The sequence below is a fragment of the Streptomyces sp. NPDC027663 genome (genome assembly GCF_055566415.1).
Window position 1 is genome coordinate 97,726 of record NZ_JBVHSK010000003.1, and the last position, 23,201, is coordinate 120,926.

Annotated in this window: 19 protein-coding genes; 9 read left to right on the forward strand and 10 right to left on the reverse strand. The window is 71.8% G+C overall.

The features are described from left to right. Positions 1–131: 131 nt before the first annotated feature. The 3 genes from ACZ4SF_RS09830 to ACZ4SF_RS09840 all read right to left on the reverse strand — a co-directional run bounded on the left by ACZ4SF_RS09830 (position 132) and on the right by ACZ4SF_RS09840 (position 4,326). Positions 132–2,276, reverse strand: a complete 2,145-nt coding sequence (locus tag ACZ4SF_RS09830) for a putative bifunctional diguanylate cyclase/phosphodiesterase (RefSeq protein ID WP_468380729.1) — start codon at positions 2,274–2,276, stop codon at positions 132–134. Next, the gene (locus ACZ4SF_RS09835) at positions 2,273–3,085 is read right to left on the reverse strand and encodes an SAM-dependent methyltransferase (RefSeq protein ID WP_468380732.1); all 813 of its coding nucleotides are present in this window, start codon (positions 3,083–3,085) and stop codon (positions 2,273–2,275) included. Before ACZ4SF_RS09835 ends, ACZ4SF_RS09830 begins: the two co-directional genes overlap by 4 nt. Before the next feature lie 275 nt (positions 3,086–3,360). Then, entirely contained in the window at positions 3,361–4,326 is a 966-nt protein-coding gene (locus ACZ4SF_RS09840) for an SCO0930 family lipoprotein (RefSeq protein ID WP_468380735.1), read from the reverse strand. A gap of 862 nt (positions 4,327–5,188) precedes the next feature. On the opposite strand from ACZ4SF_RS09840, the gene ACZ4SF_RS09845 reads away from it, so the two are divergent. Together ACZ4SF_RS09845 and ACZ4SF_RS09850 are read left to right on the forward strand one after the other, a co-directional pair. Then, positions 5,189–5,317, forward strand: a complete 129-nt coding sequence (locus ACZ4SF_RS09845; RefSeq protein ID WP_468380738.1) for a hypothetical protein — start codon at positions 5,189–5,191, stop codon at positions 5,315–5,317. A 34-nt stretch (positions 5,318–5,351) separates the two neighbouring features. Next, positions 5,352–6,116 carry a bestrophin-like domain gene (locus ACZ4SF_RS09850; protein WP_468380741.1) on the forward strand — a complete coding sequence of 255 codons (765 nt, stop codon included), beginning with the start codon at positions 5,352–5,354 and terminating at the stop codon, positions 6,114–6,116. Positions 6,117–6,311: 195 nt separating this feature from the next. Here the strand turns inward: ACZ4SF_RS09850 and ACZ4SF_RS09855 are convergent, their stop codons facing one another. Then, positions 6,312–7,202: a hypothetical protein gene (locus tag ACZ4SF_RS09855; RefSeq protein ID WP_468380744.1), complete on the reverse strand. Its 891-nt coding sequence runs from the start codon at positions 7,200–7,202 to the stop codon at positions 6,312–6,314. A gap of 334 nt (positions 7,203–7,536) precedes the next feature. Here ACZ4SF_RS09855 and ACZ4SF_RS09860 point away from each other — a divergent pair, with 334 nt between their 5' ends. Beyond that, positions 7,537–8,208: a class F sortase gene (locus ACZ4SF_RS09860; protein ID WP_468380746.1), complete on the forward strand. Its 672-nt coding sequence runs from the start codon at positions 7,537–7,539 to the stop codon at positions 8,206–8,208. A gap of 51 nt (positions 8,209–8,259) precedes the next feature. Here the strand turns inward: ACZ4SF_RS09860 and ACZ4SF_RS09865 are convergent, their stop codons facing one another. Together ACZ4SF_RS09865 and lysX are read right to left on the reverse strand one after the other, a co-directional pair. Continuing rightward, positions 8,260–9,096: a polysaccharide deacetylase family protein gene (locus tag ACZ4SF_RS09865; protein WP_468380749.1), complete on the reverse strand. Its 837-nt coding sequence runs from the start codon at positions 9,094–9,096 to the stop codon at positions 8,260–8,262. 93 nt (positions 9,097–9,189) lie between these two features. Continuing rightward, on the reverse strand, positions 9,190–12,468 hold the full coding sequence (gene lysX, locus ACZ4SF_RS09870; RefSeq protein ID WP_468380752.1) for a bifunctional lysylphosphatidylglycerol synthetase/lysine--tRNA ligase LysX: 3,279 nt from the start codon (positions 12,466–12,468) through the stop codon (positions 9,190–9,192). Positions 12,469–12,559: 91 nt separating this feature from the next. Between lysX and ACZ4SF_RS09875 the strand changes: the two genes are divergently transcribed. Then, the gene (locus ACZ4SF_RS09875; protein WP_468380754.1) at positions 12,560–13,036 is read left to right on the forward strand and encodes a universal stress protein; all 477 of its coding nucleotides are present in this window, start codon (positions 12,560–12,562) and stop codon (positions 13,034–13,036) included. On the opposite strand, the gene ACZ4SF_RS09880 is transcribed toward ACZ4SF_RS09875, so the two are convergent. Then, complete coding sequence (locus tag ACZ4SF_RS09880) at positions 12,972–14,216, reverse strand: MFS transporter (protein WP_468380757.1); 1,245 nt, start codon at positions 14,214–14,216, stop codon at positions 12,972–12,974. The genes ACZ4SF_RS09875 and ACZ4SF_RS09880 overlap by 65 nt on opposite strands. A 326-nt stretch (positions 14,217–14,542) precedes the next feature. Here ACZ4SF_RS09880 and ACZ4SF_RS09885 point away from each other — a divergent pair, with 326 nt between their 5' ends. Further along, positions 14,543–15,967 (forward strand): amino acid permease, encoded by a 1,425-nt coding sequence (locus tag ACZ4SF_RS09885; protein ID WP_468380759.1) that lies wholly within the window; start codon positions 14,543–14,545, stop codon positions 15,965–15,967. A gap of 11 nt (positions 15,968–15,978) precedes the next feature. Here ACZ4SF_RS09885 and ACZ4SF_RS09890 read toward each other — a convergent pair whose 3' ends face one another. Further along, positions 15,979–17,130: a CapA family protein gene (locus tag ACZ4SF_RS09890; protein WP_468380761.1), complete on the reverse strand. Its 1,152-nt coding sequence runs from the start codon at positions 17,128–17,130 to the stop codon at positions 15,979–15,981. Between the two features lie 216 nt (positions 17,131–17,346). Here ACZ4SF_RS09890 and ACZ4SF_RS09895 point away from each other — a divergent pair, with 216 nt between their 5' ends. From ACZ4SF_RS09895 to ACZ4SF_RS09910, 4 genes are all read left to right on the forward strand, one after another. Continuing rightward, complete coding sequence (locus tag ACZ4SF_RS09895; RefSeq protein WP_468380764.1) at positions 17,347–17,895, forward strand: sigma-70 family RNA polymerase sigma factor; 549 nt, start codon at positions 17,347–17,349, stop codon at positions 17,893–17,895. 150 nt (positions 17,896–18,045) lie between these two features. After that, positions 18,046–18,561, forward strand: a complete 516-nt coding sequence (locus ACZ4SF_RS09900) for a hypothetical protein (RefSeq protein ID WP_468380767.1) — start codon at positions 18,046–18,048, stop codon at positions 18,559–18,561. A gap of 151 nt (positions 18,562–18,712) precedes the next feature. Next, complete coding sequence (locus tag ACZ4SF_RS09905) at positions 18,713–19,369, forward strand: zf-HC2 domain-containing protein (protein ID WP_468380770.1); 657 nt, start codon at positions 18,713–18,715, stop codon at positions 19,367–19,369. 79 nt (positions 19,370–19,448) lie between these two features. Continuing rightward, positions 19,449–20,027, forward strand: a complete 579-nt coding sequence (locus ACZ4SF_RS09910) for a hypothetical protein (protein ID WP_468380772.1) — start codon at positions 19,449–19,451, stop codon at positions 20,025–20,027. Between the two features lie 21 nt (positions 20,028–20,048). On the opposite strand, the gene ACZ4SF_RS09915 is transcribed toward ACZ4SF_RS09910, so the two are convergent. Together ACZ4SF_RS09915 and ACZ4SF_RS09920 are read right to left on the reverse strand one after the other, a co-directional pair. Continuing rightward, positions 20,049–20,912, reverse strand: coding sequence for an Fpg/Nei family DNA glycosylase (locus ACZ4SF_RS09915; protein ID WP_468380775.1), 864 nt, complete (start codon positions 20,910–20,912; stop codon positions 20,049–20,051). A 55-nt stretch (positions 20,913–20,967) separates the two neighbouring features. Next, on the reverse strand, positions 20,968–23,034 hold the full coding sequence (locus ACZ4SF_RS09920) for a SpoIIE family protein phosphatase (RefSeq protein ID WP_468380778.1): 2,067 nt from the start codon (positions 23,032–23,034) through the stop codon (positions 20,968–20,970). Positions 23,035–23,201 lie beyond the last annotated feature (167 nt).

Sequence of the window (23,201 nt, forward strand, 5' to 3'; positions counted from 1 at the left end):
CGGGCCGTCCGTGGTCGCTCGGGCCCACGCGGCACAGCCGCATGTGCAGCACAGCCGCGCATGTGCAGCACAGCCGCGCATGTGCAGCACAGCCGCATGTGCAGCGCAGCCCCGCGCCCCTTCGGGACGCTTCAGCCTGTGGCGTCCACCAAGGCCAGCTCGTGGAGCCGCTCCGGCGGGCCCGGCCTGGCGTAGTACCAGCCCTGGGCCGTGTCGCAGCCCAGTATCCGCAGCTGTTCGGCCTGGGCGCCGGTCTCCACGCCCTCGACCGTGACCGCCAGGTCGAGGCTGTGGGCGAGGGAGACGATGCCCTCCACGATCTTCAGGTCGACGGGGTCGGCGGGGAACTGCTGCATGCCCTGGGTGAAGGAGCGGTCGAGTTTGAGGATGCTGACCGGCAGACGGCGCAGGTTGGCGAGGTTGGAGTATCCGGTGCCGAAGTCGTCCAGGGCGATGTCGACGCCCATCTCGGCCAGCCGGCGCAGCGGTTTGAGCAGGTCGTCGTCGGCGCCGATGAGCGCGGACTCGGTGACTTCCAGGCACAGGGCGTCCGGGGCGACGCCCGCGCGTTCGAGGATCTCGACGGTGTCCTGGACCAGGCCGGGGTGGCTGAGCTGGCAGGGCGAGAGGTTCACGTTGATGCGCAGGGGCCCGGCGGCCGTCTCCTCACCGTGGCGTTCGCGCCAGGCGCGGGCCTGGCGGATCGACTCCTGCAGGACCCAGCGGCCCAGCGGGACGATCAGGCCGGTGTGCTCGGCGAGCGGGATGAACCGGTCGGGGCCGAGGACTCCGTGCTGCGGGTGCAGCCAGCGCACCAGGGCCTCGGCGCCACGCACGCTGCCGTCGCCGAGGTGGACCAGGGGCTGGTACTCGATGAAGAACTCGCCGCGTTCCAGGGCGGTCGGCAGGGCCGTGGTGAGGCCGTGGCGGGTGATGGCGCGGGCGTCGGCCTCGGGATCGGCCAGCTCGGAGCGGTTGCCGCCCGCGGACTTGGCCCGGTACATCGTGATGTCCGCGCTGCGCAGCACCTCGGCGGCCGTGCGTTCACCCGCCGGGCCCTCGACGATGCCGAGGCTGCCGCGGACCAGGAGGTCGCGGCCGTCGATGCTGATGGGGGTCACGAGCGCGCTCATGATGCGCTCGGCGAGTTCGTCGACCTCGCGCGCGGTGCCGGGGCCGGTGGTCAGGGCCACGAACTCGTCGCCGCCGAGCCGGGCGACCATCTCGCCGGGGGCGGTCGCGCAGGACTGAAGCCGGTCGGCGACCTCCACCAGCAGCCGGTCGCCGGCCGCGTGGCCGAGGCTGTCGTTGATGGTCTTGAAGCCGTCCAGGTCGAGGTAGCACAGTCCGAAACGCTGGCCCTCGCCCGCGCCCAGGGCCTTCTCCAGCCGCTCGAAGAACAGTGTCCGGTTGGGCAGTCCGGTGAGGGCGTCGTGCGTGGCCTCGTAGCGCAGCCGGAGGTTGAGCAGCCGGCGCTCGGTGGTGTCCTCCATGAGGGCGAGCTGGTACTGCGGGGTGCCGTCGGCGTCGCGCAGCAGGGAGACCGTGAGGTTGGTCCACAGGACCGTGCCGTCGGGGCGGTTGAACGCCTTCTCCACGTGGTAGTGCTCGCGGTCGCCGCGCACGAGTTCGTCGTAGAGCCGCCAGGTCTGCGGGGCGTCCTCGGGATGGACCCAGTCCTGGACCCGGCGGCCGCGCAGGGCGTTCTCGGAGAGCCCGAACATGCGCGACAGCGCCTGGTTGACCTGGAGGACGTTGCCGTCGAGGTCGGCGATGCCGATCCCTATGGCCGCGCCCTCGAACACCGCGCGGAAGCGGGCCTCGCTGGCGTGCAGCGCCTGCGCGACCACTCCCTGGGCCTGCAACGCGGCCTGCGCGATGGCCTCCTGCTCGGCGAGGGTGCGCTCGCGCAGCGCCTGGGCGTAGCCGGCGGCCATCGCGTGCTGCAACCGCGAGGAACGCATGCGCAGTTCGTCCTGCGGGCCGTCCGCACCGCAGTACAGGACGAGGTACGCGTCGATGCAGTCCAGGGTGCGGGTGAGCGTCTCCGGGTCGGTGCAGTGCGCCCCGACCAGGGCGGCACCGACCGCCTTCGCGGCCTCCGCGTCGAAGCTGCGCGCCCGCAGCAGCTCACTCAACCGGCGTGCGAACGGCAGGAGTTGATTTTCGAACTCGGCGCGGGTCAGTGACGTCGAGGTCACCGGGAAGACGGCCCGGCTCCAGATCGTCGTCAACCGGCGCAGTCTGTCCTCCGGCCCGTCCGGTTCCGCGCTCACGCCGTACGCCCCACGCCGGCGAATCCGGAGAACGCATAGGGATCCTCGTCCGCCGGCGCCGAGTCCGGGCGCCAGTGCGGCATCGGCACCAGTCCGGGTTCCACCATGTCGTACCCCTCGAAGAACCGCGCGATCTCCTCGCGCGAGCGCATGATCAGCGGGTTCCGAATGTCCTTGTACACGTCCACCGCGCCCTCGGCCCGCTCGGCGGGCACCGGGATTCCCTCGTGCGAGGCATGGGTGAGGATCAGCATGCTGCCGGGTGCGAGCGCCTTGCTCAGCTCGGCCACCGCTCCGTAAGGGTCGTCCGCGTCTTCCACGAAGTGCAGTATGGCAACGAGAAGGAGGGCCACTGGCCGATTCAGGTCGATCAGCCGCTCCAGTCGGGGGCTTTCGAGGATCTCCTGGGGCCCGCGCAGGTCGGCGGCGATCACGTCGGCGTCCTCGTTCCCCGCCAGCACCGCCTGGCTGTGGGCGACGGCCACCGGGTCGTGGTCGACGTAGACGACCCGTGCGCCCGGTACGGCCGCCCGGGCCGCCTCGTGGACGTTGCCGAACGTCGGGATGCCGGAACCGATGTCGAGGAACTGGGTGATGCCCTCACCGGCCGCGAACCGCACGGCCCTGCGCATGAACGCCCGGTTGGCCTGCATGATCTTGGGCAGACCCGGCATGAACTCCATGGCCCTGCGGGCCGCTTCCCGGTCGACCTCGAAGTTGTGCGAACCGCCCAGGTAGTAGTCGTAGATCCGCGAGATGCTCGGCACCGAGATGTCGATGCTCCGTGGGGCCCAGGCGGGACGCTCCATGTATCTCTCCAAGGCGTGGACAAGTGTAGGCGATCCGATGTTCGAGCTGAGGCTACTGATCGCCTGCCAAAGGAGCGACCCGAACCGGAAATTGACCGTCCGTTCCCGGTCACTGCCTGCGGCAAGTGCCCGTATGACCCCGCCGTGCGACGAGTGCACGACATCCCGTGCTTGTGCGCACACACAGCGATCCGCCCCCTCCGTGCGGTGCGGAGGGGGCGGATCTGCGGTCGCGCGCTGGACTGGGGCGGGGCGATCGACCCTGGGGAGGTGATCTAGTTGCCCGGCGCGCCGACCGGCTTGCCGTCGGGCGAGACGGCGTACCACGTGCCGCCCACGCCCTGACCGTTGGTGTCGCCGGGGGCCTTGTCCCCGGCGAACGTGTAGATCGGCCAGCAGTTGACCGTCATCTGCTTGACACCGTCGGGACGGGAGAAGGACATCAGGCCCTTCTTCTTCAAGCCCTCGGTGTCGTCGGCGTTGACCGGGCCCACGGCCGGCCACTTCTCGAGGCAGGCACCGGTGCAGTTCGAGACGGGCTTCGGCCAGGCCTCGTCCTTGAGGAAGCGGTAGACCGTCATGCCGTTGCGGTCCACGACGACCTCGCCGAGCTTGGGGTCCTTACGGACCGACAGGCCGGGCAGATCGGACAGCTTGGCCTTCTTGCCGCTGGGAGCGAGCGCGAACCACTTGCCGCCCACGCCCTGTCCGTTGACGTCACCGGCGTTGACGTCCTTGGCGTAACGGTAGGCGGGCCAGCCGCCGACGGTGAGCTGCTTGGAGCCGTCGGCGCGGGTGACCTCGCCCAGCAGGGCCTTGTCGATACCGGCGCCGGCGGTGGCGTCGTCGGCGGGTACCGGCGGCCAGGTGGTGGCGCAGTCTCCGTCGCAGTTCGACTTGGGGGGGTTGGCGGTGTCCTTGTCGAACCGGTACAGGGTGAGGCCCGAGCCGTCGGTCAGCACATTGCCCAGGTCGGGGTTGGCTGCCACGGTCAGCTTGCCGGCGGGGGCGGCTGGGGTCGGGGAGCTGGAGGTCTTGCTGCCGTCGGCGCCGTAGCCGTTGCCCGCACCGGTCGTGGCTCCGGCACCCGGGTTGCCGTAGTCGCCGGCCGCGGCCGTGGCGCCCACGTTCTGGGCCGCCGACGCGGGAGTGGTGGCGTTGTCCTGACCGCACGCCGTCGTCAGCACCAGCACCGAAGCGGCTGAAGCCACCAGTGAGGCGGTCCGCCAGGAGGTATTCATCGTCAACTCCCCATTATCGCCTGGATATTGCAGCGCCTTGCTGCGCACGCCGCACGGCCATGGGTACGCACCGCGGGGGGCGCAGCGTTCAACGGCGCCGGGAATTTCTTTCGGGAACCTGTGAGACGCCCCTCCCCGGCCCTGCCCCGCGCCCCCTCACGGACCCTGCGCCGCGGCCCCGCTCGGCTTCTGCGCCGCGCCCCGTCCGGATCCCGGACCAGGGCAGGAAAATGGCGCACGCATGGGCGTACTGCACTGATTCCGGCACTTCCGGTCGTCAAACAACTGATCACCCGAACTCCCCCTTTCGGAGCAATCTCGGCGCACTCCGGCGTGCGGCGGCGTTCCGCGCCTCATGATCTTCGTCGTGCATGGACCCGAAGTGACCCGATGCGCGCCCGCCGCAAGGGTGTTGGCCCTGCTGGCGCTGACCTGGACCCTGGTGGGCTGTCCGGCCGGGAGTGCGTCGGCCGACGCCTGTGCGTACGCCTCGACGGGCCCGGACGGCGCGGTGGCGGTGGCTTACGCCGGCGGCCACCACTGGCCCGATCCCCCGTCCCCCTGCCCGAAGCCGACACCGCCGCCGTGTCCGCCCACACCGCCGCCCTCCCCCACCCCCACTCCGCCGCCGAAGCCGCCGCCACCGCCCAAGCCGACGCCCCCACCGCACCCGACACCGAAGCCGAAACCCACGCCCACCCCCACTCCCCCGCCCACACCCACGCCGAAGCCGCCCACCCGGCCCGTTCCGGCACCCCCGCCGCCCCGGCCGGCGCCCCCGCCCACCCCGCCCCCGGCGCCCAGGCCGAAACCCGCGCCCAAGCCGGCGCCCCAGTGGACCCCGCGGCCCTCGGCGACACCCGTGAGCTACCCGGCGTACCACCCCCACGCCGTCAGCCACACCCCGCGCGGCCACACCTCGCCCGTCACCTACGTCCTGCTCATCACCGTCCCCGCGATCGTCGCCGTCGCGGCGCTGCGCCCGCGCTGACGCGCCGGCACCGCTCATTTTCTGGAGGCACCACTTGTCGGATTGGCTTGTTCTCGTCCTCGCGATGCTGGGGGCCTGTGCCGTGGTGGTCGTCATCACGCTCGTGCGGCACCGGACGGCCGCCGAGGACGAGGATCCCAGCGAGACCCCGGATGTCATCGAGTACATGACGATGTGGATCGGCGTCATCTACGCCATCGTCCTGGGCCTGGCCATCGCGGGCGTGTGGGAGGCCCGCAACTCCGCCGAGGACCACGTGCAGGCGGAGGCCCAGGCGCTGCACGAGATCGACGAGCGGGTCCGGGTCTACCCGCCGGACATCCGTGACCGCATCCGCGGTGACGTCGACGCCTACGTGAGCTACGTCGTGCACACCGAGTGGAAGAGGATGGCGCACGACGAGCAGGTCACGGATCGTGGCACCGAACTGCTGCGGACCGTCCGGGAGGACGTCACCGACTACCAGCCCAAGAACGACTTCGAGGCCCAGGCCTACCAGCCGCTGCTGGACCAGTTCGCCGCCGCCGACCAGGCCCGCAACGCGCGTGCCGACTCGACCGGGGCCACCATGCCGCCGGTCGTCTGGTGGGGGCTGATCAGCGGCGGGCTGATCACCATCGCCATGGTGTTCGCCCTGCAGATCCGGCGCACCCGGCGCGAACTGATCCTGGCCGGGCTGTTCTCCGCGACCATCGCCTTCATGCTGTTCCTCATCTGGGACTTCGACGCCCCGTACGGCCGTGGCATCGCGGTGACGGCGGAGCCGTTCTTGAACCTCTTCCCGAACGTCGGCGGATAGTCCCCGGGCAGCACGGCCCGGGCGCCGTCGCGGTCCCGAACGGCACGGCACGACACCAGCCCATCGCCCGGAGGGCACGGCACGACACCACGCCAGGCCTGCGCCCCCGCTCCCGCCAGGGATCGGGGCGAAGGCCTGGCGTGCGCCGTGCTCGGTCGCGGGAGCCGGGTCCGGTGACCTCGGTGCGCCGGGGGCTCAGATGCGCTTCTCGTGCCGACGACGCAACCAGAAGACACCACCGCCGATCACGGCCGCACCCACCAGTCCACCGCCGATGGCCATGTCGGTGGGCGTCGCACCGCTCGTCCTGCTGCCGCCGAGGCCGCCGGCGACACCGCCGAGCACGGTGAAGGCGTTACGGCGGGTCAGGGTGCGGCCGTCGCAGCGGACGGTGACGTCGTAGCGGCCGCGGCGCGCGTCGCGGTCGACCGTGGCGACGCCGCGCGCGGTGTCGTCGCGGAACGGCTCCAGCCGGACGGTGCCGAAGGCGTCGGAACCCGCCGTGCCGCTCCGGCAGCCGTTCACGATGATCGTGAGGCGGCCCCCGGCAGGCAGGACGTCCGGCGTGACGAAGATGTCGTTCCCGTTGAAGTCGTCACCACGGCCCCCGAAACCGTTGCCTCCCTCCCCGCGGCCGAAGTCGTCCCCTCGGTTGCCGTCACCTCCGCGGCCGTTCCCGAAGCCGTCACCTCCTCGCCCGTTCCCGAAGCCGTCACCCCCTCGGCCGTTCCCGAAGCCGTTGCCGCCACGGCCGTTTCCGAAGCCGTCGCCCCCACGGCCGTTGCCATTGAAGTTCCCGTTCCCGTTCCCGTTCCCGTTGAAGTTGCCGTTCCCGTTGAAGTTGCCGTTGCCGTTGAAGTTGCCGTTGCCGTTGAAGCGCCCGTTCCCGGGGAGAACGCCGGTGCCGGGAAGGACGCCGGTGCCGTTGAAGGTGCCGATGTTGCCGGTACCGGGGACGATGACTGTGGTGTCGGTGCTGCTCGGCCCGCCCCCGTTGCCCATGCCGTCCGCGACGGCCACGGGGGCGGCGAGCCCGAGCACGGCGAGCGCGGTGCACGCCGCCGCCAGGGCATGTTGATTGCGCATGTGATCCTCCGCGGGAGGCACCCCGGGTCCCGTCCCCGGGTGGATCGGCGAGAAAACACCTCCCGGGTAGACCCTCGGGCGCGCGGAACACGCCCGCATGTCGAGAATGGTCCGTCCTGGTGATCCGACACGCCGACGGAAAAGCACACAATCGGATATTGGCGCAGGTCACGGGCCGTCAGAAAATATCTGGGAACGGCAACTCGGATGGCGCACCGGGTGCCCGGCGGGCCACCCGTTCGCCATTCCCCTCGTCGCCCCTCGCGCGCGCGGGATTTAGCGTTTTCCCATGCGCGACGGACGTGGTGACGGCTGCGTCGAGAGGGGATGGCTCATGTCTGCGTCCAAGCTGTCCGGGCTTGCCGAGGAGGAGGAGCGGCGGAAGAAGCGCGCCCCGTGGGGCGTGATAGCGCTTGTTCTGCTGACCGGCCTGGCGCTCATCCGGAACGGTTCGGGAGAGTTCGACGTCGGCCCGCCGCAGCCCGCTTCGGCGGCGGCGCCGGACGTCCGTGCCACCCTGGGCACCTTCGCGCCCCCGCCCGTCGCTCTGCCGTTCTCCCCCGTGAGCCGGGTCCGGATCCCGGCGATCCGGGTGGACGCGCCCGTCGTGCAGGTCGGGCTGGACGCGGACGGCTGGGTCGCCGCACCGCCGCCGGAGACCCCCGGTGTGGCCGGCTGGTTCACCGGCGCGGTGTCCCCGGGGGAGAAGGGCACCGCGGTCATCGTCGGCCATGTCGACAACAAGCAGGGACCCGCCGTGTTCTACGGCCTCGGGGCGCTGACGAAGGGAAACCAGATCGAAGTCCTGCGCCAGGACGGAAAAACCGCGGTGTTCGACATCTACGGAGTCGAGGTCTTCGAGAAGAACAATTTCCCGGGCGACCGCGTGTACGGCTCGAAGGGTACGGCGGAACTCCGGGTCATCACCTGCGGGGGCGGTTTCTCGAAGCGGAACGGCTACGACGGGAACGTCGTCGTCTTCGCCCGCCTGGCCGCGGTCACCTGAACCACCGCAGCCCGGCGGGCAGAAGAACGGCTGCCCCGGCCGGGGAAGCCGTCACACGCGCCGGCGCGGCACGCTGAGGTGGTATCCGGAGTCGATCAGATAGGGCAGCCATTCACGAATGGCGCGCACGGTCTGCGAACGGTCGCCCCCGGCGTCGTGGGAGAGCACCACGACCCCGGGGGCGGCGCCGCTCTCCACCCGGTCCACGATGGTGCTCGTACCGGGCTCCTCCCAGTCGGTGGTGTCGACGGTCCAGGCCAGCGGCTCCATGCCCATGTCGGCGCCCAGTTGGAAGGCGGCGCGGTTCCAGGCGCCGTAGGGGGCTCGGAACCACTGCGGGCGCTCGCCGTAGGCGTCCTCGATGGCGTCGCTGGTGCTCTCCATCTCGGCGCGGATCTCGCTGCGGCTCAGGCTGGTCAGCAGCGGGTGCGTCCAGGTGTGGTTGCCGACGACGTGGCCCGCGTCGGCCATTCGGGCCAGCAGCTCCTTGTTCTCGACGACGCACTCGCCGCACACGAAGAACATCGCCCGGACGTCGTACTTGGCGAGGGTGTCCAGGATGTGCGGAGTGTAGTCCGGGTGGGGGCCGTCGTCGAAGGTCAGTACCATGCGCCGGCCGCGTCCGGAGATCTGCAGGATGGGTTCCTCGCGCACCTCGAGTTTGCGGGGCGCGGCGCGCGGCGGGCCGTATCCGGTGAGCGGCTGGAGCCGGAAGGCGGAGGGGCCCAGTGCCGGCCGGGCCTGGGGCCCCGCGACGGGTGCCGCGGTGGTGCGGACGGCGTCCTCGGCGCTGCTCGCCAGGACGGCTCCGGCGGTGGCAGCGGCTCCCAGGGCGGCGCCGCCGGCGAGGAGCATCCGGCGGCGGGTGAAGAACTGATCCTTCTGCATGACCCATCAGTCGCCCCGCCGGGCTCCGGCGCACCCCAACGGCACCGGTGTCGCGGGGGGAATGCACCCGTACGGCCGAATCGGCGGCGGGCGTCAGCGGCGGCGCACCAGCGGGAAGGGCAGCGTCTCCCGGATCGTCAGACCGGTGAGGAACATGACGAGCCGGTCGACGCCGATGCCGAGTCCGCCGGTCGGGGGCATCGCGTACTCGAGGGCCTGGAGGAAGTCCTCGTCCAGCTCCATGGCCTCCGGGTCGCCGCCGGCGGCCAGCAGCGACTGTTCGGTGAGCCGGCGGCGCTGTTCGACGGGATCGGTCAGTTCCGAGTAGGCGGTGCCGAGTTCGGTGCCGAAGGCGACGAGGTCCCAGCGTTCGGCGAGCCGCGGGTCGGTGCGGTGCTGCCGGGTCAGCGGAGAGACGTCGGTCGGGAAGTCCTTGTAGAAGGTGGGCCGTTCGGTCCGGTGCTCGACCAGCCGCTCGTACATCTCCAGGACGACGTCACCGGGCCCGTCGTCGGCCGTGTACGGCACCCCGGTGCGGTCGCACAGCCGGTGCAGCCGCAGCAGTTCGGTGCCGGGGCCGATCTCCTCGCCGAGCGCCTCGGAGAGCGCCCCGTACACGGTCTTGACCGGCCAGGTCCCGGAGATGTCGTACTCCGCGCCGTCCTTGCGGGCCACCGGTGAGCCGAAGGCGGCGGTCGCGGCGCCCTGGATCAGCTCGCGGGTGAGGTCGAGCATGACGTCGTAGTCGGCGTGGGCCTGGTAGGCCTCCAGCATCGTGAACTCGGGGTTGTGCTTGTAGGAGACGCCCTCGTTGCGAAAGGTGCGGCCCAGTTCGAAGACCTTCTCCAGGCCGCCGACGCACAGCCGTTTCAGGTACAGCTCGGGGGCGATGCGCAGGTACAGGTCGAGGTCGTAGGCGTTGATGTGGGTGGTGAAGGGGCGGGCATGGGCGCCGCCGTGGATCTGCTGGAGCATCGGGGTCTCGACCTCCAGGTAGCCGCGGTCCAGCAGGCCCTGGCGCAGTGCCTGTACGGCGGCGGAGCGGGCGCGCAGGACGGCCCGGGCGTCGGGGCTGGTGATGAGGTCCAGGTGGCGGCGGCGGACCTTGGCCTCGGGGTCGGTGAGGCCGCGGCGCTTGTCGGGCAGCGGGTGCAGGCATTTGCCGGTGAGCTGCCAGGAGGTGACGAAGACGGTGGGTTCGCCCCGGTCGCTCAGGCGGGCACGGCCGGTGGCGGTGATGTGGTCGCCGATGTCGGTGTCGGCGGTGAAGCGGTCGAGTCCGGGGCCGGAGCCGCCGCGGGTGAGGGCGATCTGGTGGTCGCCGGACCAGTCGCGCAGCACGGCGAAGACGATGCCGCCGAAGTCGCGGACCAGCATCAGCCGTCCGGCCACGGTGACGTCCTCGCCGGGGGGTACGTCGGCCAGGGCGTGGGTGGGTGCGCCGGTGCCGACCGGATAGGGATCGGTGCCGGTGGCGCGCAGCCGGTCGAGCTTGCGGTGCCGGACGCGGACCTGGTCGGGCAGGCCCGCGTCCGGGGCTGCGGGCCCGGCCTGGTCCCCTCCGTCGAGGCCGAGCGCCGTCAGGGACGGCAGGCCCTCCGTGCCGGCGGGCCGCGGTCCGCTCTTCGGGTGCCCCTTTCCCCAGAGTTTGCGCAACGAAGGTACGGAGACGAAGCCTTCGGCGATGCCGGAGGCGAGGCCGATGCGGGCGAGGGAGCCGGTGTCGCCGTAGCAGATGAAGCGCGGGTACCACTCGGGGTGGTACTTGGCGTTGGACCGGTACAGGGCCTCCAGCTGCCACCAGCGGGAGAGGAACAGCAGCAGGCGGCGCCAGAGCCGCAGGACCGGTCCGGCGCCGATGCGGGCGCCCTCCTCGAAGACGGAGCGGAAGACCGCGAAATTGAGGGAGATGCGGCGGATGCCGAGCTTGGGTGCGGCGGCGCACAGTTCGGCCACCATGAACTCCGTCACCCCGTTGGGGGCGGCCCGGTCACGGCGCATCAGGTCCAGCGAGACGCCGTCGCGGCCCCAGGGCACGAAGGAGAGCAGCGCGAGGAGCCGGGCGTCGTCGCCGAGGGCCTCCACGAGCAGGCAGTCGCCGTCGGCGGGGTCGCCGAGCCGGTCCAGGGCCATGGAGAAACCGCGTTCGGTCTCGGTGTCGCGCCAGGTGCCGGCCTTGACGACGACCTCCTCCATCTCCCGTTCGGTGAGGGTGGCGTGGCGGCGGATGCGGCAGACGGCTCCGGTGCGGCGGACCCGTTGCACGGCCTGCCGGGTGACGCGCATCTCCCGGCCGCCGAGGTCGAAGGAGGCGACGTGCACGATCGCCTCGTCGCCGAGCTGGAGGGCTCCGAGTCCGGCGCGGGCGTAGGCGCGGGCGCCGTCCTCGGAGGCGCCCATCACGGCGGGTGCCCAGGCGTGGCGGCGGGCCGTGCGGAGCCAGGAGTCGATGGCGTGCGGCCAGGCCTCGGGGTCGCCGACCGGGTCACCGCTGGCGAGGCAGACGCCGGCCTCCACGCGGTAGGTGACGGCGGCCTTGCCGCTGGGTGAGAAGACGACGGCCTTGTCGCGGCGGGTGGCGAAGTAGCCGAGGGAGTCCCGTTCGCCGTAGGCCGCGAGCAGGGCGCGGATGCGGGCCTCCTCGTCGCCGTGCAGGGCGGCTTCCAGGCGCTGGGAACGGAACAGCGCGGCAGCCGCGTTGAGCAGGGCGAGCGCGCCGAGCAGGCCGAGCACGAAGGTGACCCGGCGCGGCGGGCGGCCGTCGAAGGAGCTGTCGGAGACGAGCCCGCCGCACACCCGGTCGGCGGCCCAGGCCAGGTGCTGGCCGGCCGGCAGGGTGCCAGGGAAGAGCAGCACCAGGCCCCAGCCGAGCAGGATGGCCGCGATCAGCCCGGCCAGCAGCACGGCGAGCGCCCGCCACACGGCGCCGCGGCGGGAGGCGGCGTAGAACTCCCGGCGGGCGACCACCAGCAGGAGCAGCAGCAGGGCGCACAGCACCAGGGACGGCAGCGACTCGGTGTACAGGCCGAGGGCCACGCCGAACGCATCGGTGAGGACGAGCAGGCCCAGATAGACGACGACCAGCCACCAGGCGATCTTCTTGCGGGCGGCGGTGGCGCCGGCCAGCAGGAACAGGAAGACGGCGTAGGCGAGGTTGGCGCTGACGGGGACGAGGAGCAGGTCGAGGGTGCGGGCGACCGGGCGGAGCGGGCTGCGCAGCGGGGGGACGAACGCGAGCAGGGCGCACAGCAGGCCGAGCGCCGCGAAGAGGGTGGCAAAGGCCTCCGGGATCCGGCCGAGGCGCCCGGCGCCGGGCGGGCGTACCGGCGCCGGGGCGTGCCTCCGAGAGGCGGGCCCCGCGGTGGCGGTCATGGTTCCGACTGTAGGAAGGCGCGGCCGGGCTCGCCCGTCGAGCGGCCCCTGGGGCGCTGCGGGAACCGCTCGTTCCGATAGCCTCGCGAGTGTGACGGAACAGCACGAGCAGCATGCGCACTCGCACCGGTTCGAACGGGGCACGGACGGGCCGAAGGTCATTCTGGTCGGTGTGGACGGCTCCGACTCCTCGCTGCGTGCCGCCGCGTACGCGGGCGGTCTGGCCCGGCGCCAGCACGCGCTGCTGGCCGTGGTGTACGTCCAGCCGGTGCTCGCGGCCGGGGCTGCGTTCGGGGCGCCGGTGGCGGAGACGACCGAGGAGATCGCCGAGGATCTGATCGTGCAGATCCGGGAGGCCGCGGAGCGGGTCAAGGGGATATTCGAGGTGCGCTGGGAGTTCCACACCTTCCGCGGCGACCCCTACAACGGGCTGGTGAAGGCGGCGGACGAGCTGAAGGCGGACGCGGTGGTGGTGGGTGCCTCGGAGCAGGCCGGGCACCGGATCATCGGCTCGGTGGCGGTCCGGCTGGTGAAGGCGGGACGCTGGCCGGTGACGGTCGTACCGTAGGGCGGCGCAGGAGCGGCAGCGGTGTCGCGAGGAGCAGGATGCCGGCCGCGGCGATGGCGGTGCGCGGTCCGGTGAGGCTGCCCAACAGGCCCCACAGTGCGGTCAGCGCGGCGGTGGTGGCCTTGCTGGTGACCGTCCAGGCGGCGAGGGTACGGGTCACCCGGTCGGCCGGTGTCCGCTCGAGCCGCTCGGCGGCGAACACGGGGGTGTACACGCCGGCGCAGGTGATCAGGCCCAGTTCGACCACCATCACGAGCAGCAGTCCGGGCACGCCGGGGCGGACGAAGGCCAGCCCGACCGGCCAGCAGGCGCGCAGCACGCCGGCCGTGCGCAGCACCCGGTCCCTGCCGTGGCGGGCGGCCAGCGGGCGGGCCAGCCGGGAGCCGAGCAGGCCGCCCAGGCAGGGCACGGCGAAGGCGAGGCCGTACTGCCAGGGTGCGAGGCCGAGCGGGCCGAGCATGAGCACCGCGAGCAGCGGTGAGGTGGCCATGATCAGGCTGTTGACCAGGACGTGGTTGAGGAACAGCGGACGCAGGGCCGGGCTGGTGAGGATGTGCCGCCAGCCCTCCAGGAGGTCGCCGGCGCGGGGTGCCGTGGTCCGCTCGGGGCGGGGTTCGTGCGAGCCGATCGCCCGGATGCCCAGGGCGGACAGCAGATAGCTGACGGCGTCGGCGGCCACCGTCGTGACCGGTCCGAACAGGCCGACCGCGGCGCCGCCGAGCGGCGGTCCCAGCACGGTGGCGGTCCAGGTCGTGGACTCGAAGCGGCTGGTGGCGGTGAGCAGCCCGGAGGACGGCACGAGCGCCTTGAGGTGGGCGCCGGAGGCGGCGGTGAAGGCGATGTCGGCCGTCGCGACGAGCACGGCGACGGCCAGCAGCTGCCCGAAGCCGAGCGTGCCGAGCGCGTAGGCGGCGGGCAGCGTCAGCAGCGCGGCACAGCGCACGAGGTCGGCCGTGATCATCACGGGCCGCTTGCGCCGGAACTCCATCCAGGGCCCCAGCGGTACGGCGGCCATCGCTCCCGCGGCCACCGAGGCGGAGGAGAGCAGTGCCACCTCGGCGGAGCCGGCGTGCAGCACGAGGACGGCGATCAGCTGGAAGGCGTCGAAGGCGAGCCAGGTGCCGAAGGTGCTGGCAGCGTACGCGGCCCACAGCCGGCCGAAGTCCCGGCCCAGCTTCATGCACGTCCTCCCGTCGACCCGGGACATCCAATCCGGCGGGCCGGGCCCGGAGCAAACAACCGGCCCGGCGGCAGCCACAACCATCGGTTGTACCGTGGGAAGGCGGATCTCCAGGCCGTCGCCCCTGCGGGCAGCGACGGCGGGCAGCGGCCGTTCCAGTGGGCCGCGGCCGTCCCCGGCGTCACCCGGCAGCAGCCGCGTTCGGGCCGGTCCGCGGCCCGCCCAGGTCAGCGGACCGGGCCGTGCGTGGCGCCTTTCCTGGGGGGTCCCGCTGAGCCATCATGATCCGCCGTCAGCCGTTTGCCGTCGGCGAAGAGGTGAGGCGTATGGCCAAGCTCCGTATGGGTGAAGGGATTCTCCGCCGCAAACCCATCGAGCACATCGAGGAGACGGAGGTCGGCGAGGGACCCCAGCTGGACAGGTCGCTGGGGCTCTGGCAGCTCACGGCCATCGGCGTGGGCGGCATCATCGGTGCCGGCATCTTCACGCTGGCCGGCACCGTGGCCAACGGGACGGCCGGGCCCGCGGTGCTGGTGTCGTTCCTGATCGCCGGTGTCGCGAGTGCCTGCGCGGCTCTGTCGTACGCGGAGTTCGCGGGGCTGATCCCGAAGGCGGGTTCGGCGTACACGTACGGCTACGCGGTGCTCGGTGAGTTCGCGGGCTGGTTCATCGGCTGGGACCTGCTGCTGGAGTACACGGCGATCGTGGCCGTCGTGGCCATCGGCATCTCCGGCTACTTCAGCTTCCTGGTCCAGGAGACGGGCGCGGACCTGCCGGCCTGGATGCTGGGCGCACCCGGCACCGGCGGCGGCCACCGGATCGACCTGTTCGCGGCGGTGCTGTGCCTGCTGATCGCCTGGCTGCTGAACCTGGGCATCCGCAGCGCGGCCCGGTTCGAGACGTTCGTGGTGGCGCTGAAGGTGCTGGTGGTGCTGCTGGTGATCGGTGTGGGTGTGTTCCACATCACCTCGGCGAACTACCACCCGTTCTTCCCGTTCGGTGTCGGCGGGGCGTTCACCGGCGCGGCGACCGTGTTCTTCGCGGTGTTCGGCTACGACGCGATGTCGACGGCGGCCGAGGAGTCGAAGGACGCGCAGCGGCACATGCCGAAGGCGATCATCTACTCGCTGGCGATCTCGATGGTGCTGTACGTGGCGGCGTGCCTGGTGCTGACGGGCATGCAGAACTACAAGGACATCGACCCGGAGAGCGGCTTCTCCACGGCGTTCAAGTCGGTGGGCCTGAGCGGGCTGGCCGACGTGATCGCGGTGGGCGCGATCATCGGCATCCTGACCGTGATGTTCACCTTCATGCTGGGCGTGACTCGGGTCTGGTTCTCGATGTCCCGTGACGGACTGCTGCCCATCTGGTTCGCCAAGACTCACCCGACGCGGCACGTGCCGACCCGGGTGACCTGGATCGTCGGCGCGGCCTCGGCCCTCATCGCCGGTTTCCTCCCGATCGGTGAGGCGGCCGAGCTGACCAACATCGGCATCCTGCTGGCGTTCGTGGTGGTGTGCGTGGCGGTGATCGTGCTGCGCTACCGGCAGCCCGAGCTGCCGCGCACCTTCCGTACCCCGTGGATGCCGTTCGTGCCGGCGCTCGGTGTCGTCTTCTCGGTCTGGCTGATCACGTTCCTGCAGTGGCAGACCTGGGTGCGGTTCGCCGTGTGGTTCGCGATCGGCTGTGCGGTCTACTTCGGCTACTCGTACCGGCGCTCCGCCCTGGCCGGACGGCCGCCCGCCGGGTGACCGGCGGCTGATCACTCACCCATGGCCAGCCCGTCCTGGGCGGCACCCCGGCTGAGCACCACGTCCTTGATGCGGTCGCGGACCGCTTCCAGTTCGGCGCCCTGGGCGATGGCCCGGTTGAGGTCGACGACGCGGCCGGCGTCCAGGTCGTACAGCTGCGGGATGAACTCGGCCTTGGTGACCCGCCAGCCCTCGCCCGGCCGGAGCGGCGGGGCGAAGGTGAAGCGGCCGAGGGTGGACTGGTTGCCGCGCGGGTCCTGGGCGCCCTCGCCGTTGTACATCTCGCCGGCGATCTGGTCGCCCATGCCGTAGACCACCCAGGTGCCGTTGACCTTCTCGTACGCCTGCGGGATGTGGGCGTGGGTGCCGAGGATCAGGTCGATGTCCGGGTGCCCGTCGGTGGCCGAGGCGGTGAGCCGCTGGGCGAGGGTGAGCTGGAGCCGGTCGGGCTCGTCCTGCCATTCGGTGCCCCAGTGCACGGAGACCACGACCACGTCGGCGCCGGCCTGCCGGGCGGCGCGGGCGTCGGCGATCATCCGGTCCGGATCGATCAGGTTGACCGCCCAGGGCTGTCCGGGCGGCAGCGGGATGTTGTTGGTGCCGAACGTGTACGACAGGTGGGCGACCTTGGCGGAGCCCGCCCGGTGGACCGTGACCGAGCGGGCCTCGGTCTCGTCACGGGCGGTCCCCGCGTGCCGGAGCCCTGCCCGGTCCATGGCGTCCAGGGTGCGCCGGATGCCGGCGGCGCCGTCGTCCAGGGAGTGGTTGGAGGCGGTGGAGCAGCCGTCGTAGCCGGTGGCGACGAGGCCCCGGGCGATCTCCGGCGGGGATTTGAAGAGGGGGTAGCCGGCGTACTCGCCTTCGGCGCCGAAGACGGTCTCCATGTGACACAGCGCCAGATCGGCGTGGGAGACCACCGGTTCGACGCCGGCGAGCATGGGGCGGAAGTCGAAACCGTTGCCGCCCGCGTCGAACCCGGCCCGCTCGATGACCGAGGTGTGCGGCAGGACGTCCCCGGAGGCGACCAGGGTGAAGCCGCGGGCCGCGGTGGGCGCCGGCTGCCCCTGCGGAGCGGCCTCCTGCCGGTTGTGGTTCTGGCAGGCGGCCGCGGCCGTGAGGACGGCGGTCAGTGCCAGCGCCACCTGCTGTCTGCGTCCGATCATCAACTCACCCCAGAATTTGTCGTATCTACCGACAAAGCCGTGACGGGCATATGGGTATGAATATGACGAGCCGGATAAACAGACTGGGCGCCGTGATTAGCCCGTCCGGTGTCCTGCTTACCACTCGGCCGACCGTTCGCCGACCCGATCGACCGTCCGCCGCAGGGGCGGGTACGCCCTCTGTCCGCCCGCCGCGTCCTGCGCTGCCATACGGGCATGACGGCCGGAACCACACTCACCCACGGGACGACGACCGCCGAGCACGAGCTGGCCGCGCTCCAGCGTGAGCACGGCGGGTTTCTCCTCGCCCTGCTGCTCAGGCTCTGCGACGGGGACCGGCAGCGCGCCGAGGACCTGGCCCAGGAGACCCTGGTGCGCGCCTGGCGGCATCCGGAGGCGCTGCACGCCGACGGCTTCGACTCCGTACGGCCCTGGCTGCTCACCGTGGCCCGGCGGCTCGCGATCGACGCCCGGCGGGCCCGGCAGGCCCGGCCGCCCGAGGTCGGCGACGGGGTGCCCGAGAACGCGCGGGTGATCGCCGACCACGCCGAACGGGCCGCCGCGGTGCTCGACGTCCGGGAGGCTGTGAAGACACTCACGCCGGAACACCGTGACGTACTGGTACTCGTGTATTTCCTCGGGGCCAGTGTGACGGAAGCGGCGCAGACCCTGGGGATTCCACCCGGTACCGTGAAATCCCGTGCGTACTACGCACTGCGCGCCATGCGCCGGGTCCTTCCGGGTTATGCAGCCGACCTGCGGTGAAACCGGAAGTCTGGTCAAACCTCGGTAAAGCGCCTTGCTGTGGCCCCCGTTCGGGCAATGGGCTGTCCTCATCCGCGTTCCGGGCGGGCGAGGGCTGCGGCCCGACAGGACCCGGGCGACGCGCACGCACCGGAGGAAGGGCAGGAAAGGATGCTGCACAGAGGTCACGAGAGCACCGACGGCACCGACGGCGGTGAACTGGCCGTCCCCATGGCCTGGTTGTACGCCGAGTACATCGCCGACGAGCTGCTGCGCACCGGCGATCTGATGCCGCCGACGTCCTTCGAGTTCCGGGCCGGCCGGGACGCGCTGGCGCTGACCGTCTTCCTGTCCGACACCGACGGGGAACTCTCCGGCATCCGGGTGATCTCGCAGCTGGAGAACTGGCTGTCACTGACCGCCTACGACCAGCCGTGGCAGGACTGGGTGCGCGAACGCATGGCCGAGCTGACCGAGTGCGCGGCCGCCTCCGGGGCCCCCTCCCCCGACCTGGCGCTGGCGGCGGACGCCTGGCGCTGGCTGGAGGAGACCGAGCTGCTCGCGCCGGACCTGGACGCGGTGCCGGGTGGCGGCGCGGTGTACGGCGAGGACGACGGGCCGAAGGTGTGGACCCCGGCCTGGCGGCTCGGGCTGCCCCTCGGGCATCTCGCGATCCACCTCTTCTGAACCTTCCGGAATTCACACCAATCCGCGGGCCGGGCCGCTCCGAATCTCTTGTCCGTGATTCTGTGTGCGGCTTGAGTGATTCGGCCGTCGGCTGCGTACGGGTGGGAGCAAGGAGTAACCCTTCCCCCACCCTTCGGCACGAGGATTCGGCATGAGGTCCCTGGAAAGGCATCGCGACGTCGGCGCGTACGCGCTCGGCGTGCTGGACGAGGCGGAGGCCTTCCGCTTCGAGGACCACCTCATGGAGTGCCCTCGGTGCGCGGCACACGTGACCGAATTCGGGCCCACGACCCGGCAGTTGATGCTGTACCGCCGGGCCACACCGCGCTTCGTGCACCCCATGGCACAGCCCGGCCCCCGGCTGCTGGACCGGCTGCTCGGCGAGCTGGCGCGCCGGCACCGGGCGCGGCGCCGCAGGCTGCTGTACGGCCTGGCCGCCTCGGTGGTGCTGGCCGTCGCCGGCCCGGCGGTCGTGGCCTTCAGCGGCCACGCCCAGTCGACGACGGCGCAGGTCACCGCTGCCACCGATCCGGACACCGGGGTGTGGGCGCAGGTCACCTCGGCGGACGAGGACTGGGGCAGCGATCTGCGCCTGGAGATCAAGGACGGCTCCGGGGCGCACAACTGCCGGCTGGTCGCGGTCGGCCGGGACGGGACGGAACAGGTCGTCGCCGGCTGGACCAACTCCGGCGACGGCACCCGGCCCACCACCGCGATGGGCTCGGCCGCGATGCACCCCGGCCAGATCGACCGGTACGAGGTCCGCACGGAGGACGGAAAGCGGCTGGTCACAGTAGAGGCACGGTAACCGCACCAGGACTTGACCATGGATTCACATTAGGTAAGCCTTGCCTATGTTTTCTCCGTGAGTCCCCTAGGAGCAGTCCGTGTCCGCGCGCCCAGAGCCTTCCCTGTCCGCCTCGACGGCCTCCGCGTCGCGGCTGGGCCTGTACGACACCTGGTGGACGGTGGCAGCGGCGGCACTGGGCATGTGTCTGAGTCTCACGGCCTGTGCCTGGATCTCCCTGCATCTGCGCGTGGACGACACCCTGCACACCGCGGCGCTCTTCGTCCACCTCGCCTCCCTCGTGCTGGGCTTCGGGGCCGTGCTGTCCGCCGACTACCACGCCCTGCTCTGGCTGACCGGCCGGTGCACGCTGGCGGACGCCCTGACCGGCACCAACCGGCTGCACGTGCCGATCTGGGCCGGGCTCGCCGGGCTCGTGGCCAGCGGAGCCCTGCTCCACCCCGACCTCGGCTCCACCCTCACCCGGACCAAGCTCGCCCTGGTGCTCGCGCTCACCCTCAACGGCCTGCAGGCCGGTCTGCTCACCCGGCGTATGCAGGCCCGGCGTGACGACTCCGTCCCGCCGCGCCTGCTCGTCTGGGGCGCCGGTACCGCTCTCGTGTCCCAGGTGTGCTGGTGGGGCGCGGTGGTCATCGGTTTCCGCAACAGCCAGCGCTGATCCGCGGCGCCCGGCCGGGTCTCACTTCAGCAGCCGGGACAGCCTGCGGTCGGCCAGGGGTCTGCCGCCCGTCTGGCAGGTGGGGCAGTACTGCAGCGAGGAGTCGCTGAAGGAGACCTCACGGACGGTGTCGCCGCACACCGGGCAGGGTTCGCCGGTGCGGCCGTGGACGCGCATACCGCTCTTCTTCTCCGCCTTCAGCCGCCCGGCGGCCACTCCCCGGGAACGCTCGACCGCCTCGGCGAGCGTGCTGCGCAGCGCCTCGTACAGGTGGTGGGTCTCCTCGGCGCTCAGGGATGCCGCGAGCTTGAACGGGGACATCTTCGCCGCGTGCAGGATCTCGTCGCTGTAGGCGTTGCCGACGCCCGCGATCAGGGACTGGTCGCGCAGCGCGCCCTTGATCCGGCGTCTTTCGCCCTGCAGCAGGGCGGTGAAGCGGGCCTCGTCGAAGTCGGCGGCGAGCGGGTCCGGGCCGAGGCGGGCGATGCCGGGAACCTCCTGCGGGTCCCGGACGACGTACACGGCGAGACGTTTTTGGGTGCCGGCCTCGGTGAGGTCGAAGCCCTCGCCGGTCTCCAGCGCCACACGCAGCGCGAGCGGGCCCTTGCCGGGCTTCGGCGGGCCGTCCGGCAGGCGGTCCTTCCACTGCAGCCAGCCCGCCCGGGCCAGATGGGTCACGAGGTGCAGTCCGGTGTCCAGCTCCATGTCCAGGAACTTGCCGTACCGGCGCACGGCCGTCACCTCGCCGCCCTCGACGGCGGTGACAGGGGGGTCGTACGTCTTCAGGACACTGACGGCGACCGGCAGCACCCGCACCACCCGGCGGCCGGCCAGGTGCTCGGTGAGGAAGTCCGTCAGCGCTTCTACCTCGGGCAGTTCCGGCATACGTACAGAGTGCCACCCGGCACCGACAACGCCCCGCGTTCCGTCCGGGCCGGCCCTAAGGCGCCCGGAACTCGCACCACACCGCCTTGCCGCCGCCCCGTGCCTCCACTCCCCAGTTGTCGGCGAGCCGTTCCACGAGGAGCAGGCCGCGCCCGGAGACGCCGTCCTCCCCCGCCTCACGGCGGCGCGGCAGGGCGCTGGAGGAGTCCTCGACCTCGATGCGCAGTCTGCGGTCGTGGCCGTGCAGGGCCCGCAGGGTGACGATCGCGGAGCCCTCGGTGTGCATCAGGGCGTTGGTGATCAGCTCGTCGGCGACCAGTTCGATCTCGTCGGCACGGTCCCGGGCGCCCCACGCGCGGACCGCGGCGCCGATCATGTGCCGGGCCTGGGTGAGGGCCTCCGGGTCGCCGGGTGCCACGTGCTGCTGCAGCCGGCTGCCGGCCCGCGCGGCCTCCGGGACGCGACGGCGCAGCAGGAGCAGGGCCACGTCGTCGTCGCCGCCCTGCTCCTCGGCCGCCTGGATCAGCCGGTCGGCGAGGTCGCGCACCTCTTCGGGGCCACCGCAGATGAGGGCCGTGAGGCTGCGCATGCCGTCGTCCAGGTCGGCACCGGGCTGCTCGACCAGACCGTCGGTGCACAGCAGCAGGGTGTGGCCGGGATCCAGTTCGAGGGTGGCGACGGGGTATTCCAGCCGCCCGAACTCGGCGGACAGGCCGAGCGGCAGGCCGCCCTCGACGGGGACCCGGCGGCAGCTGCCGTCGCCGTGCCGGACCAGCGGGTCGATGTGGCCGGCGCGGACCACCTGGACGACTCCGGTGGACAGGTCGGCCTCGGCGTACAGGCAGGTGGCGAACCGGTCGGTGTCGAGTTCGTGCAGGAAGACGGAGGCGCGGGCCATGACGGTGGCCGGGGTGTGGCCCTCCGCGGCGTAGGCGCGCAGCACGATCCGCAGCTGTCCCATGACGGCCGCGGCATGCGTGTCGTGTCCCTGTACGTCGCCGATGACCGCGCCGACCCGGCCGCCGGGCAGCGGGATCAGGTCGTACCAGTCGCCGCCGATGTCCCGGCCCAGGGCGGCCGAACGGTAGCGCACGGCGATGTCGGCGCCGCGGACGCTGGGGATGGTGCGCGGCAGCATGGCCTGCTGGAGGCCCTTGGCGAGGTCCTTCTCCTGTTCGTAGAGCATGGCCCGCTGCAGGCTCTGCGCGATGGTGCTGCCGAGCGCGACCAGGACGGCGCGTTCCTCCGCCGAGAAGCCGCGCCGGTCGTCGTAGAGGAGGCCCATCGCGCCGATCGGGCGGGCCTGGGCGATCAGCGGCAGGTAGGCGGCCGAAATGATGTGCAGGTCGGTGAGGTGCGGCCAGAGGATCGGGTAGCCCTCGGCGAACTCCTCCGGGGACTCGATGAACCGGGGGCTGAGGGTGCGCACGACCTCGCTCATCGGGTAGGGCTCGTCGATGCGCGTGACCCGGGTTCCGGGGACGAAGCTGCCGACGGGGCCCTCGGCGATCAGCCGGATCCGGCCCGCCTCGACCAGGCCCATGACCAGGCTGGCCGCGCCGAGATGGCGGACGCCGTGGGCGTCCTTGAGGACGTCGATGACGTCCTGGGTGCTGCGGGCATGGGCGAGGGCGGCCGTGATGACCTGCACGACGCTGGTCTGCTGCCGGAAGGCCTCGTCCTGGGCGGCCCGGAGGCTGCGGGCCGCGCTGTCGGCGAGTTCCTCGGTGGCGTCACGGACGATGCCGACGACCCGGCGCGGGCGGCCCGACCCGTCGCGCCGGATGTAGCCCTGGGTGTGCGTCCAGCGCGGGGTTCCGTCGCGGCAGCGGATGCGGAAGTAGGTGCCGTAGTTCTCGCTGCCGTCCTTGATCGCCCGGGCGACCACCGCGTCGAGCCGGGCGGCCTCGGGAGGCGGCACTCGCAGGGCCAGGGATTCGGGCCGGCCGTCGTACTCCTCGGGGAGGAGGTCGAACACCTCGAAGGCCTGGGCGTCCATGTGGAAGAGACCGGCGTCCAGGTCCCAGTCGAAACTGCCCATGTGGTTGAGCGCGAGGATCGGGTCCGGATGGGCGGGCCAGTCCTCCGGGAGTGACAGGGCGCTCGCTCCCCGATCGGCCATGGGGCCACCTTGCCAGCATTTGCCTGATTCTTCGACCTGATCGACGGCGCTTTCCCCGGGCGGAGCCGCCGGAGTGCCGCACCGGGCACATCCGCAGCGCTCTCTTCACCTCACTGTGGGTGATGAGACCCTATGGTGGGTATCGCACACGTCCGGCTGGCAACTCG